General features: G+C 50.3%; 9 protein-coding genes. All 9 read right to left on the reverse strand.

The window, feature by feature from the left end; translation table 11 throughout:
* Positions 1-47 precede the first annotated feature (47 nt).
* Positions 48-4,667, reverse strand: a complete 4,620-nt coding sequence (locus H8S75_RS28980) for a PolC-type DNA polymerase III (protein ID WP_187024489.1) — start codon at positions 4,665-4,667, stop codon at positions 48-50.
* Between the two features lie 28 nt (positions 4,668-4,695).
* Complete coding sequence (gene ispG, locus H8S75_RS28985) at positions 4,696-5,778, reverse strand: flavodoxin-dependent (E)-4-hydroxy-3-methylbut-2-enyl-diphosphate synthase (RefSeq protein ID WP_187024490.1); 1,083 nt, start codon at positions 5,776-5,778, stop codon at positions 4,696-4,698.
* A gap of 83 nt (positions 5,779-5,861) precedes the next feature.
* Positions 5,862-6,920 carry an RIP metalloprotease RseP gene (gene rseP / locus H8S75_RS28990; protein WP_025530370.1) on the reverse strand — a complete coding sequence of 353 codons (1,059 nt, stop codon included), beginning with the start codon at positions 6,918-6,920 and terminating at the stop codon, positions 5,862-5,864.
* 1 nt (position 6,921) lies between these two features.
* Complete coding sequence (locus H8S75_RS28995; RefSeq protein WP_002604299.1) at positions 6,922-8,064, reverse strand: 1-deoxy-D-xylulose-5-phosphate reductoisomerase; 1,143 nt, start codon at positions 8,062-8,064, stop codon at positions 6,922-6,924.
* Positions 8,065-8,123: 59 nt separating this feature from the next.
* On the reverse strand, positions 8,124-8,924 hold the full coding sequence (locus H8S75_RS29000) for a phosphatidate cytidylyltransferase (protein WP_187024491.1): 801 nt from the start codon (positions 8,922-8,924) through the stop codon (positions 8,124-8,126).
* Between the two features lie 19 nt (positions 8,925-8,943).
* Positions 8,944-9,666, reverse strand: coding sequence for an undecaprenyl pyrophosphate synthase (uppS, locus tag H8S75_RS29005; RefSeq protein ID WP_187024492.1), 723 nt, complete (start codon positions 9,664-9,666; stop codon positions 8,944-8,946).
* A gap of 139 nt (positions 9,667-9,805) precedes the next feature.
* Positions 9,806-10,360: a ribosome recycling factor gene (gene frr / locus H8S75_RS29010; protein ID WP_055652610.1), complete on the reverse strand. Its 555-nt coding sequence runs from the start codon at positions 10,358-10,360 to the stop codon at positions 9,806-9,808.
* Positions 10,361-10,374: 14 nt separating this feature from the next.
* Positions 10,375-11,076, reverse strand: a complete 702-nt coding sequence (gene pyrH, locus H8S75_RS29015; RefSeq protein ID WP_187024493.1) for a UMP kinase — start codon at positions 11,074-11,076, stop codon at positions 10,375-10,377.
* A 238-nt stretch (positions 11,077-11,314) separates the two neighbouring features.
* Entirely contained in the window at positions 11,315-13,024 is a 1,710-nt protein-coding gene (locus H8S75_RS29020; RefSeq protein ID WP_187024494.1) for a peptide ABC transporter substrate-binding protein, read from the reverse strand.
* Between the last annotated feature and the right edge of the window lie 63 nt (positions 13,025-13,087).

Genomic DNA, 13,087 nt, shown 5'->3' on the forward strand with positions numbered 1-13,087 from the left:
CTGCCTTTTTGCTGTATTGCCAAATCAAATTAAACTGAATTCAAAATTTAAAAATCAAACAGTGACAACTGATTAGACTCCGGCAGTTCGCCCAGCAGTCCCAAATCTCCCATCAGATCGCACACCGTCTTACTGACCTTCGTCCTGTTCCGGAAATCTTCCTTTGATAAGAACCTGCCGTCCTTCACGGCATCAACCACGGCATCAGCCGCTTTTTCACCAAGTCCGTCAATACTGCTTAAGGAAGGCATCAGCTTGCCTCCGATAATCTGGAAATGGCGGGCCTTCGCCTGATAGATATCGATCGGCGTAAAGTCATAGCCTCTCGCGTACATCTCCTGAACGATTCTCATATCGCGGAGCGTATCCTGTTCCTTCTTTGAAAGCGTATCCATCCGCTTCCTGTAGTCAGCCAGGTAATATTCCAGCTTATCGCGTCCCTGGCACATCAGCTCATAGGAGAAGCCATTGGCGCGGATACTGAAAAACGCCGCATAATATGCCAGCGGATAAAACACCTTACAGTAAGCGATACGCCACGCCATCATAACGTAGGCGGCCGCATGGGCCTTCGGGAACATGTATTTGATCTTCTTACAGGACCAGATATACCAGTCCGGCACGCCGTGGCTGGTCATCTCCTCTTCCCACTCCGGCTTCAGGCCTTTTCCCTTTCGGACACTCTCCATGATGGTAAAGGAGAGTCCCTCCTCCAGCCCCATGGAAATGAGATAGATCATGATGTCGTCACGGGTACAAATGGCGGTCTGAATCGTCGCCTTTCCCTCCTGAATCAAGGTCTGGGCATTTCCCAGCCATACGTCGGTACCGTGAGCCAGACCGGCGATTCGCACAAGGTCGGAAAAATACTTGGGCTGGGTATCAATAAGCATCTGCATGGCGAAATCCGTACCGAACTCCGGCACGCCCAGCGCTCCCAGCTTACATCCGCCGATATCATCCGGCGTAATCCCCAGAGCCGATGTATCCTGGAATAAGGACATGACCTCCCTGCTGTCCAGCGGAATATCCTTAACTGGGTCAAAACCGATTAAATCCTGAAGCATTCGGATCATGGTCGGATCATCGTGCCCGAGTATATCGAGCTTCAGCAGGTTATGATCGATGGAATGGTAATCAAAATGGGTAGTGACCGTCATGGTCGTCATATCGTTGGCCGGCCTCTGCACTGGAGTAAAGGAATAGATTTCCTCCCCGTGAGGAAGCACGATGATACCGCCGGGATGCTGTCCCGTGGTTCTTCTTACCCCCACGCATCCCTGGACAATACGGTTGATTTCACAGTTTCGTTTATGTACGCCGTGTTCCTCATAGTAATTCTTCACATAACCGTAAGCCGTCTTATCCGCCAGTGTACCAATGGTTCCCGCGCGGAAGGTCTGGCCTTTTCCGAAGATAACCTCCGTATAGTCATGAGCCTTACTCTGGTACTCACCGGAGAAGTTCAAGTCAATATCAGGCTCCTTGTCTCCCTTGAATCCCAGGAATGTCTCAAAGGGGATGTCGAAGCCATCCTTTGTGAGCGGATGGCCGCAGACCGGACACTCCTTATCCTGCATATCACATCCGGCCATACCGGAATACTTCTTCACTTCCTCCGAATCAAAATCGTAATAATGGCAGTTGGTACAGTAATAATGGGGGCTTAAGGAGTTAACCTCCGTGATACCGGACATGTACGCGACAAAGGACGATCCTACCGAACCACGGGAACCTACGAGATACCCGTCCTCATTGGACTTCCACACCAGTTTCTGCGCAATGATGTACATAACGGCGAAACCGTTGGAAATGATGGAGTTTAACTCCCTCTCCAGACGCTCCGTAACGATCGTCGGCAGGTTGTCACCGTAGATCACGTGGGCCCTGTCATAACAGATCTGCCTCAAATCCCCGTCTGAGTTTTCGATGACCGGCGGACACTTATCGGGGCGCACCGGCGAGATTCGCTCGCACATGTCCGCGATCTTCCGCGTATTCTTTATGACGACCTCTTCCGCCTTGTTTGGACCCAGATACTCGAATTCCTTCAGCATCTCCTCCGTCGTCCGCAGGTAAAGCGGCGCCTGGTCATCACTGTCCTTAAATCCCTGCCCCGCCATGATGATCCGGCGGTATACCTCGTCCTCGGGATCCAGGAAGTGAACGTCGCAGGTGGCGCAGACCGGTTTTCCGAACTGGTCTCCCAGTTGCACAATTTTCTTGTTGATGTCGATTAAATCCTGCTCCGAATTTATGCTGCTCTTCTCATCACGGAGCATGAAGCTGTTGTTTCCTAGAGGCTGGATCTCCAGATAATCATAGAACCGAACCAGCCTGGCGATCTCTGCGTTGGAGCCGCCGCGAAGCAGGGCCTGATACAGTTCCCCCGCCTCACAGGCCGATCCCACGATTAAGCCCTCCCGGTTCTGGTTCAGCAGACTCTTGGGTATTCTGGGCCTTCGGGCATAGTAGTCGATGTGGGACCATGAGATCAGCTTATAGAGATTCACACGCCCGATATCGTTGGTTGCGATAATGATTACGTGATAGGTCGGAAGCTTCTTGATCATCTCCGGAGTCATCGTCTTTAAGCTGTTTAACTCGATCAGCGTCTCCACGCCGCGCTCCCGCAGCATCTGGACGAATCTGACAAAGATCTCCGCCGTACATCCCGCGTCATCCACGGCGCGGTGGTGGTTTGCCAGCGAGATATTCAGCGCCTTGGCGACCGTGTCCAGCTTGAATCTGTTTAGGTTCGGCAGAAGGAACCGCGCCAGAGTCACCGTATCCAAAACCGTAGGTTCAAAGGGAAGCCCCTGCAGCTCCGCGTTGCGGTTGATAAAGCTCACGTCGAAGGAGGCATTGTGAGCCACCAGAACAGATCCCTGACAGAATTCCAGAAACTGCGGCAGAATCACATCAATCTTCGGATATGGGAGCACCATGTTGTCATTGATGCTGGTCAGCTGCTCAATCTCGAAGGGAATCGGTACATCCGGATTTACGAAGGTGCTGAATTTGTCCGTAATGACTCCATTCACCACCTTGACGGCGCCGATCTCGATGATCCGGTTCTTTTCCGGGCTGAAGCCTGTGGTCTCGATATCGAATACCACGAAGGAGTCCGCAAATGTCTGGTCTTTCGGATTATCCACCAGCAGCTTCAAGTCGTCGACAAGATACCCCTCCACCCCATAGAGAATCTTGAAGGTGTCCCCCTTGTCCAGGGCGTGGTTGGCATCCGGGAAGGACTGCACGCATCCGTGGTCTGTGACGGCGATGGCCGGCATCCCCCACTTTTTTGCACGCTTTACAATATCCTTAACCTCCGATACGCCATCCATATCGCTCATCTTCGTATGACAGTGAAGCTCGACCCGTTTCTCCAGGCTTCCGTCCACCCGTTTTCCGGTGAAGTCCTCTGACTTCTTGATGCCTACCACAGAGCCCAGAGTCAGCTCGCCGTCGAACTTGTCGATGGTCGTCACACCCTTAATCTTAATAAACGTTCCCGCCACAACGGCCGCCTTCAGATCATCCAGCTGTTCCTCCCTTGCGAACATCTTCACGGTAATCGTATCCGTAAAGTCAGAGACATCGAAGATCATAATCGTCTTTCCGCTCCGCAGTTCCCGGCTGTCCACCATGAGAATCTTTCCGCGGATGGTTACCTCTCCGATCTCCCCGTCGATCTTTTCGATCTCCATCGTCTCTCCATCGAAATCACGGCCATAGAGCACGTCCGGATTATCTGAACGTTTTCCTCCGTAGCCGCCATAACCGCCGTTTTTCTTATAATCCTTATATTCTTTCTTCTGGTCCTTCTTTCCGTAATCCCCGTTCCTGTCTTTTTTATTTTCGTCCTTCTTATTCTCGTCCTTCTTACCGCCCATACGCAGAACCGGAGCGCCTGCCCCGCTTTCTACCGCTCCCTGCCGGGCCGGGCCCTCGTCGAAGGGAACTTCCGCCGAATATCCGGCCGCCAGTGCCTCCAGAGATGCACCGTCCGCCATGGAAGGACCGCCGTATCCGTCCTCTGTCCCAGTTTTCGACAGCACCTGCTCCTCGTTTAAGACAGCGGCCAGGGAGGTCCGGCTGACGATCTCCTCCACCTCGCGCTGCATCTGAAGCTCCTTCTGCTTCGCCAGCGCATTCTCCTTCGGCTCCACGTACTCGTAGCGCACCTCAACAGGGAGGCCGCAGCGCTCATAAAAAATCTTCTCCAGAACGCGCTTTAACTCGGCTTCCTTTTCATGGGTGACAATGGTGTCTTCCACTGTCATCTTAAGCAGATCCGGCTCCGGAAATTCATATTCTGTCTTCCGGAAAATATTATATTCGATGATACTGTAGTTTTTGAGTTCCATCAGGATACTGTCCCGGTACACATCCAGCAGCTTCTCCGGCGTGTACTGGTCAGACAGGCGGAACTTCTCGATAATCTTGATCGATACCTGCTTAGAGGGGAAGAGCTGGTCCTTAATGCCCTTCTCCAACCCATAGATATTCTGTTTATGAATCAGTCTGGGGCTCACGATATAAATGCGAATAGAGCTTCTATCCCTGGTGGAAGTGACCTTCTCAACTTCCACCAGATTTAAAAGCTCCCGCAGTTCGTCTGTCATATTCAGATTTGGAAATACATCCAAAAATGCTTTTGTCATTCCATCACCTGTTGCTTTCTGCCAAACATTATCTCCTCTTATCCAGCTTTAAGAGCTCCTCTCTCAAAGCGTCAAGTAAGTTCTCCTCAGGTACTTTACGGATAATCTCTCCCTTGCGGAATAAAAGGCCCTCGCCGATACCTCCGGCCACGCCCAGATCCGCTTCCTTCGCCTCACCTGGCCCGTTGACGACGCAGCCCATAACGGCTACCTTGACATCGAGATGATCAAATTCCGTCACCATGTCTTCCACCCGGTTCGCCAGGGAAATAAGATCGATTCTGGTCCGTCCGCAGGTCGGACAGGAGACAACCTCCACTCCGCCCTTTCGTAAGCCCAGGGTCTTTAATATCTGCTTCGCCGTCGTCACCTCTTCCACCGGATCTCCGGTTAAGGAGACACGGATCGTGTCGCCAATGCCCTGATGCAGGATAATTCCCAGCCCGATGGAGGACTTGATCGTCCCCGAACGCACGGTTCCCGCCTCGGTAATCCCCACATGAAGTGGATAAGCGGTCTGCTCACCGATCAGTTCATGAGCCTTTATGCACATCAGCACATCGGAGGACTTGATGCTGATCACCAGATTATCATATCCCATCTCCTCGATCATGCGCACCTTCATGAGGGCGCTCTCCACGATGCCCTCTGCCGTCACTCCGTGATACTTTTCCAGTAATTCCTTCTCAAGGGAACCGCTGTTGACACCGACCCGGATGGGGACGCCGAATTCCTTCGCCTTATCCACAACGGCCCTGACCCGGTCCTCACTCCCGATATTGCCGGGATTAATCCGGATCTTATCCGCGCCGTTCTCAATGGAGGCCACGGCCAGCCGGTAATCGAAATGAATATCCGCCACCAGCGGAATATGAATCTGTCTCTTGATCTCCTTTAAAGCCTCTGCCGCTTCCATCGTCGGTACCGCCACACGGATAATATCACAGCCGGCAGCCTCCAGCGCCAAAATCTGAGCCACCGTGGCAGCCACATCCTCTGTCTTTGTATTGCACATGGACTGGATCAGAATGGGATTCCCGCCCCCAATCTTCCGGTTCCCGATAGAAACCGTCTTCGTCTGTTCTCTGTCCGTCATCGCACTTTCCTCCATTTGCATACTCCCGGTAACCCCTCCCATCTCTTTGGGAAAATTCCGGGATACGCACAGTATTTTTCTTGTTTTTCATGTCCACTTTAGGTAAAGCGGCTGATATCGTTAAATACAACGAACACCATCAGGGCCATGAGTGCCATCATGCCAATCAGATTCACCATGCCTTCTTTTTCCGGATCCATGCGTTTGCCACGGACCGCCTCAATGATTAAGAACAGCAGTCTTCCTCCGTCAAGCGCCGGAATCGGAAGCAGGTTCATAATACCCAGGTTCGCGCTCAAAAGAATGCACATGCTGAGAACATTCATTATAGCCGCCATGACGCTCACTGTCAGCCCTGCCTTCACGGAATCATCGATCATAACCACGATTCCCACCGGACCGCTCAAGTCATTGACACTGGCTTTTCCCGTCAAAAGCATACCGAGACTCTTAATCGTCACGGTAATATCATATTTCACCTCATAGGCCCCGTATTTTACCAGCTCCAGGAAAGAAGCTGCCCGGACATTTACCGGAGTTACGGAAATACCTATCATATACTGGTTGTATTCTTCATTAAATTCCGGTGTCACCAGAACCGTGCCGCGCTCTTTTCTGCCCGTCTGTGCATCGGTTCTCTCATAGGACACCCGGCTCATCTTCTCATCCGGTTTTAACATGCGGTAAAGGATATAATCGCCGTAAACCGTCATCTTCTCATCGTTTACGCCGGTAATCACATCCCCCGGCTTAAGCCCCGCCTCGTAAGCAGGAGAACCCTCTGTGACTTCTTTGATCTGAGTGATATTGTATCCGCCCATTCCCACGAGAATCAGTGCCAGGAAAAAGGCAAGAATAAAGTTAAAGACCGGACCGGCCGCGATAACCGCCATCCTGCCCGGGATGCTTGCATTCTGAAATGCTCCTTCCGCCGGATTTTCCTCGTCTTCTCCGAGCATCATACAGGAGCCGCCGATCGGCAGCAGCTTTAAGGAGTACGTCGTCTCCCCTTTTTTGACATGGAACAGCCTCGGTCCCATACCAATGGAAAATTCCACAACGGCGATGCCGTTTAATTTTGCAAATAAAAAGTGCCCTAATTCATGAATCAGCACGATCAGTCCAAATACAAGAACTGCTACGATAACGCTGGACAATCTACCACCTGCTTTCTATATAGTCATAAGCCGAAGCCTCTGCTTCCAGAATCTCATCTACAGATGGATTCTCTTTCACAGTATGCCCTTTCATAGCCCCCTCTATCATATCCGTGATGGTAAGATAAGAAATTTCTCTGTTTAAAAATTTTGCAACGGCCCGTTCATTGGCCGCGTTGAATACAGTCGGCATGGTTCCGCCGGTTCTTCCGGCCTCGTAAGCCAGGGAAAGCCCCGGGAAATTGTCCATATCCGGCTTTTCAAATGTGATCTGCCCGATGCTCCAGAAATCCAGCCGGTCCCCGGCCAGAAAACGGCGCTCCGGGTAGTAAAGTGCATACTGGATGGGCAGCTTCATATCGGGTGTTCCCAGCTGTGCAATCACCGCCCCATCGTCGAACTGCACCATGGAATGGATAACGCTCTGCGGCTGAACCACAACCTGTACCTGATCCATGGAGACATCGAAGAGCCAGTGCGCCTCCATCACCTCCAGGCCTTTATTGACCATGGTGGAAGAATCGATGGTAATCTTCCTTCCCATCGACCAGTTGGGATGCTTTAAGGCATCCTCGATACGCACCTTTTTAAGCTCCTCTCTCGTCTTTCCGCGGAACGGCCCGCCTGACGCGGTTAAGAGAATCTTATGTACCGCCTTTTTGTCCTCGCCGTTCAGGCTCTGAAAAATAGCGCTGTGCTCACTGTCCACAGGCAGGATCTTTACGCCCTTTTCCTTTGCCAGAGGCATAATGATATGGCCGGCCGTCACCAGCGTCTCCTTGTTGGCGAGCGCGATGTCTTTCCCCGCCTCCATGGCCGCAATGGTGGGCCGTATTCCAATCATGCCGACGATGGCCGTTACCACAATCTCCGCGTCCGTCTCCACGGCCGCCGCGATCAGCCCATCCATGCCGCATACCACCTTCACCGGCAGATCGCTGACCATCAGGGCAAGCTCCTTCGCCTTTTCCTCTTCCCACACACAGACAATCTCTGGATGAAACTCCCGGATCTGTTCTTCCAAACGTGTAATATTACTTCCAGCCGCCAGAGCGGTTACTTCTATATCCTTCTGAGCTCTCACCACTTCCAGGGTCTGTGTTCCGATGGAACCGGTTGAACCCAGAACTGCAATCTTTTTCATGCTGTTTTTCGCTCCTTTTATCTTTCTCGCGTTCCTCTTTTCTCATCGCCGGAATTTGCTCATCGCAGAAATGTTACTGCAAAGAATATGGCAGGCGCCGTAAACAGCATACTGTCAAACCGGTCCAGAATACCGCCGTGGCCCGGAATCAGATGGCCGTAATCCTTCACTGCGTGATTGCGTTTTACCGCCGATGCCGCCAGATCGCCGATCTGGGAAATAACCGCCGCTATGGCACAGGCCAAAGCGCAGGCAACCTGCGGGTTCTGTACTTCCGCCATGGAAGCGCCGAACACCGTCGCATAAAGGAAACCCAGAAGCGCCGCTCCTGCTACGCCACCGATCGCCCCCTCAATCGATTTCTTGGGACTCAAAACCGGCGCCAGCTTATGCCTGCCAATCAGCATGCCCACGCAGTACGCGCAGGTATCGCATCCCCAGGAACTCAAAAAGATCAGCCAGACGAGATATTTTCCATCCGCCATGACGCGAACCTGATACAGATAAGACAGCATAACCGCCACATAAAAGACGCCGAAGAACGCTACCGTCACTTCCTCTGTCTTATATTTGGGGAACGTAAAGACATAGATGGTCATCAGTATCATAAGAAATGCGATGGACATCAACATCATATACTGCTCTCCATGGAACCACAACAGCCCGTAGTAGGACACCACAGTCAGATAGCCGGCAATTCCGATCACATTCTTCTGTATCTTCATAACACGATATAATTCAAACAACCCTATCATGGAAATGGCCACAGTCGTAGCAAAAAGAATCATCCCCCCGCTTCCCACAGTGACGAGGGCGATCAAGACCAGGATAATTCCACTGATCAGTCTGGTTGTAAACATCGCGCTTCCTCCCTTCGGACTATTTCACTCCTCCAAATCTTCTATCCCTACTATTGTACGCAGCTATCGCCTTTTTCAGTTCTTCTTTATTGAAATCGGGCCAATAGCAGTCCGTCACATACAGTTCCGTATAGGCTAACTGCCATAAGAGATAGTTCGACAGCCGCAGTTCACCGCTGGTACGGATCAGAAGATCCGGGTCCGGAATCTCCGCCGTGTCGAGATACGATGAAAATGCCGCTTCATCCATCTGGTCCGGAGTAATCTTCCCGTCAGCCGCATCTTTCATGATCTTCCTGGCTGCGCGCACAATCTCATCGCGTCCGCCGTAATTCACTGCGATAACAAAGGTCAGGCCCGTATTATTCTCGGTCTCTCTCTCCAGCCGGTTAATACCGTCGATGATATCCTGGTCGAAACGGCTTCTCTCACCGATCATCCGTACCCGGACATTGTTCGCCCTGGCAACCTTTAAGAGCCGTACCATATAGTAACGGAACAGCTGCATCAGCGCGCCCACCTCATCGCCGGAACGCTTCCAGTTCTCCGTGGAAAAACCGTAGACAGTCAGATATTTGATTCCAATTCTGGCCGCATCCTCTACCGTTCGTTCCACCACCACACATCCTTCCTTGTGGCCCATGCTTCTGGGCAGTCCACGCTTCTTCGCCCAGCGTCCATTGCCGTCCAAAATGATGGCGATATGGTCAGGAATTACCATATTATCTATATTAATTTCCATTATATTCTCCTTTATTATTCTAGTACTTAGGAATTTATGCAACGCTGTACTAGGCTGCCCTGAAACATAAACAGGACAGGCACTTTGAAAGCCCCCTCACTTGCGTGGGTTGGAATCATGCCTGCCCCGGTTCTTTCTGTTATACAGTAAGAAGTTCCTTTGATTTCGCTTCAATTGCTTTATCGATCTTGCCGATCATCTTGTCAGTTAATTTCTGAATATCATCCTCTGCCTCAGCTAAGTCGTCCTCGGAAATCTCATCCGCCTTCTGCTGTTTTTTGAAAAAGTCATTGGCGTCACGGCGGATATTACGAACCGCTACCTTGGCTGCCTCGCCTTTTTTCTTGACATCCTTAACCAGTTCTTTTCTGCGTTCCTCGGTCAGTTCCGGGAAAACGAGACGGATTACATTGCCGTCGTTAGTCGGATTGATCCCCAGTTCAGAAGTCAGAATTGCCTTTTCAATCGCCTTTAAGAGGCTCTTCTCCCATGGCTGAATGATGATCATGCGGGCTTCCGGAACGTTGATGTTGCCCACCTGCTGAAGCGGAGTAGGAGTTCCGTAGTAGTCAACCTTGATTTTATCAAGTACATGCGGGTTTGCACGTCCTGCGCGGATCGTCATATAATCACTCTCCAGCACTTCTAAAGTCTTATTCATCTTGTCCTCGTAAACCTGTAAACTCTCCTGCATATTGTCCTCCTAGTTTATGCGGTCACAATCGTGCCGTTTATTTTCCCCTGCATCGCGTTCGCAATGCTGTCTTTTTCGTTCAGGCTGAATACTGCCAATGGCATGCGGTTCTCCATACACATGATAGAGGCAGTCAGATCAATCACGCCCAGCTGCTTGTCAATAACCTCCTGTATGGAAATCTCATCATACTTCTTCGCCTCCGGATTGATCTTCGGATCGCTGTCGTAAACGCCGTCGATGGCCTTCGCCAAAAGGATGCAGTCCGCTTCCATCTCGATGGCCCGAAGCGCGATTCCGGTATCGGTAGAAAAGTAAGGATGGCCGGTACCGCCTGCAAAAAAGACGACCATTCCCTTTTCAAAATACTTGTTTGCTCTGTCCTTGGAAAAAAGCTTAGTCATGGAGCCGCACTCAAACGGTGTCAGAATCTGAGTCATCATCCCGGCACACCGGAAGATTTCAGAAACATAGATACAATTCATAACCGTGGCCAGCATTCCGATCTGATCAGCCTTGGTGCGGTCGATTGCATTGCTCGTCCTTCCCCTCCAGAAGTTGCCTCCGCCGATAACGATGCCTACCTCGACACCAGCATCCACGGATATCTTAACCTGCCGCGCTACTTCCTTCACAGTCGCTTCATCAAAGCCTGTTTTATTCGGTCCGGCAAGGGCTTCACCGCTTAATTTCAGTAATACACGTCTTGGGTTCATAGCTATCATTCTCCTGTTATTTAAGCGTTTTCCGCTTTGGTATTGTCATGAATGATTATAGCATATTTCCTTTTGGTTGGAAAGAGAAAGTTTTTATGAGGAAATACGCCCTGCCATTCACCACGTCCCGCATAGTACAAAAAGTCCGGTGGTAAAGCACTTTCCAATTACATAAAAAGTCCCCGGAAGAAGTTTTCACCTCTTCCGGGGACCGTTAAAATTCTTTTACGTCAGACAATTAATCCATTGTCGCATACTGGAAGAACCAGTAGCCGTATGGAGAATGCCATGTTCCTTTTAACTTCGGATCCTGTAAATAGAAATCGTTGTAGTAAGCAACAGGCGCCATAGCCGCGTCTGCAAGGATCATGTTTTCTGCTTCATGAAGTTTTGCATAATGCTCAGCAACGTCAGCTGTAGAGTTGGCATCGTTTAACATCTTGTCAACTTCAGGATTGCTGTATTTACCATCGTTGTTTCCGCCGCCGGTAATCATTAAGTTCAGCATGTTGGAAGGATCATCGTAGTCATATACCCAGCCGTTACGTGCCACCTGGAAATCGCCGGCACGACGGGTTGGTGTAAATGTAGACCACTCAACAACCTTGATATCCATGTTGATACCAAGTGCTTCTTTCCAGCAGCTCTGTAAGTACTCAGCCAGTGGTTTGTGGTAACCAGCATCGTTAGTCATGTATTCAATCGTTGGGAATCCTGCTCCGTCCGGATATCCGGCGTTAGCAAGTAATTCTTTTGCTTTTGCAATGTCAGAGTCATGATCAGCTACATTAAAGAAGTCTCCGCCGTTATTCTTACGTGTTACTTCTTCGAAGGAGGAACCATCTTCTGCATCAGAAAGGCCAGGTCCAACAAAGTTGGTAGCTGGGGAATAAGTTCCCTGCATAACAGTGTTGGCAACGTAATCACGGTCGATTGCAAGGCTTAATGCCATACGTACGTCAGGATTGTTAAATGGTTCTTTTTCTGTCTGGAAGCTGATATAATATGTACCCATTAAAGGATCTACATGGAAATCTTCGTTGCCGCGCAGACTCGGAACTTCTTCTGTAGGAACATCCTTGATCATAGACACTTCGCCTGTCTGGTAAGCGCTGTAAGCCGCATTGGAATCTTCCATCAGGACAAACTTTAAGGTATTAACTGTAACCTTATCCGCGTTCCAGTAATTTTCGTTCTTTGCAAAAATAATATGGGAACCTGGTACCCATTCGATCATTTTTAAAGGTCCGTTTGAGACATAGGTCTCCGGTGTTAAAGTCCACTGATCGCCGTTCGCTTCAATCGTTGCCTGCTGAACAGGAACCATGGAACCATGTGTAATCAGTTTAGAGAAATATACACATGGAGAAGCCATCTCAACAACGAATGTATCATCATCCGGTGCAGATACTCCAAGTGCGTCTAAATTACCTTCAGATGCTTCTTTGTAGCCTTTTACGTAGCCGAGCATATCCATAGCATACGGTGCAGCTGTGTTCGGATCTGCAAGTCTCTTCCAGGAATATACGAAGTCGTTCGCTGTAAGAGGTGTTCCGTCACTCCACTTTAAGCCTTTGCGAAGATGGAAGGTATAGGTAAGTCCATCATCAGAAACTTCCATGGATTCCGCCTGCCCTGGAACAATCTTGTTCTCTGAGTCAACGCTCATCAGAGTCTCAAATGCATGAAGAATCATGTTTCCGCCGTCTACTGCGCTGTTTAAAGCCGGATCAACAGTCTCAGGATCAGGTCCGATCTGAACTGCAAGGTCAAGGCCAGCTCCTCCGTTTTCAGCCGGTGCTGCAGTCTCGCCCTCTGCGGCAGCAGCTGTTGTTGTGGTATCGGCAGCTGTTGTTGTTGGCGCATCAGCAGTCTTATTGCCGCCGCAGGCGGTAAGAATCATGCCGGATGCCATAACAGCAGCCAATACAAGTGCTGTTTTTTTCATATCAATTCCTCCTCTAAAGAATTTTATTCAAATTAGCACAGCAGTACTTTACCTGACTACTGT

The sequence above is a fragment of the Hungatella hominis genome, from assembly GCF_014288005.1.
GTDB classification, from domain to species: domain Bacteria; phylum Bacillota; class Clostridia; order Lachnospirales; family Lachnospiraceae; genus Hungatella; species Hungatella effluvii.

Bases quoted from the DNA above. Each gene is read 5' to 3' on its own strand.
- H8S75_RS28980 (WP_187024489.1), bottom strand. From the start codon at position 4,667: ATGACAAAAGCATTTTTGGATGTATTTCCAAATCTGAATATGACAGAC.
- ispG (WP_187024490.1), bottom strand. From the start codon at position 5,778: ATGGAGGAAAGTGCGATGACGGACAGAGAACAGACGAAGACGGTTTCT.
- H8S75_RS28995 (WP_002604299.1), bottom strand. From the start codon at position 8,064: ATGAAAAAGATTGCAGTTCTGGGTTCAACCGGTTCCATCGGAACACAG.
- H8S75_RS29000 (WP_187024491.1), bottom strand. From the start codon at position 8,924: ATGTTTACAACCAGACTGATCAGTGGAATTATCCTGGTCTTGATCGCC.
- uppS (WP_187024492.1), bottom strand. From the start codon at position 9,666: ATGGAAATTAATATAGATAATATGGTAATTCCTGACCATATCGCCATC.
- frr (WP_055652610.1), bottom strand. From the start codon at position 10,360: ATGCAGGAGAGTTTACAGGTTTACGAGGACAAGATGAATAAGACTTTA.
- pyrH (WP_187024493.1), bottom strand. From the start codon at position 11,076: ATGAACCCAAGACGTGTATTACTGAAATTAAGCGGTGAAGCCCTTGCC.
- H8S75_RS29020 (WP_187024494.1), bottom strand. From the start codon at position 13,024: ATGAAAAAAACAGCACTTGTATTGGCTGCTGTTATGGCATCCGGCATG.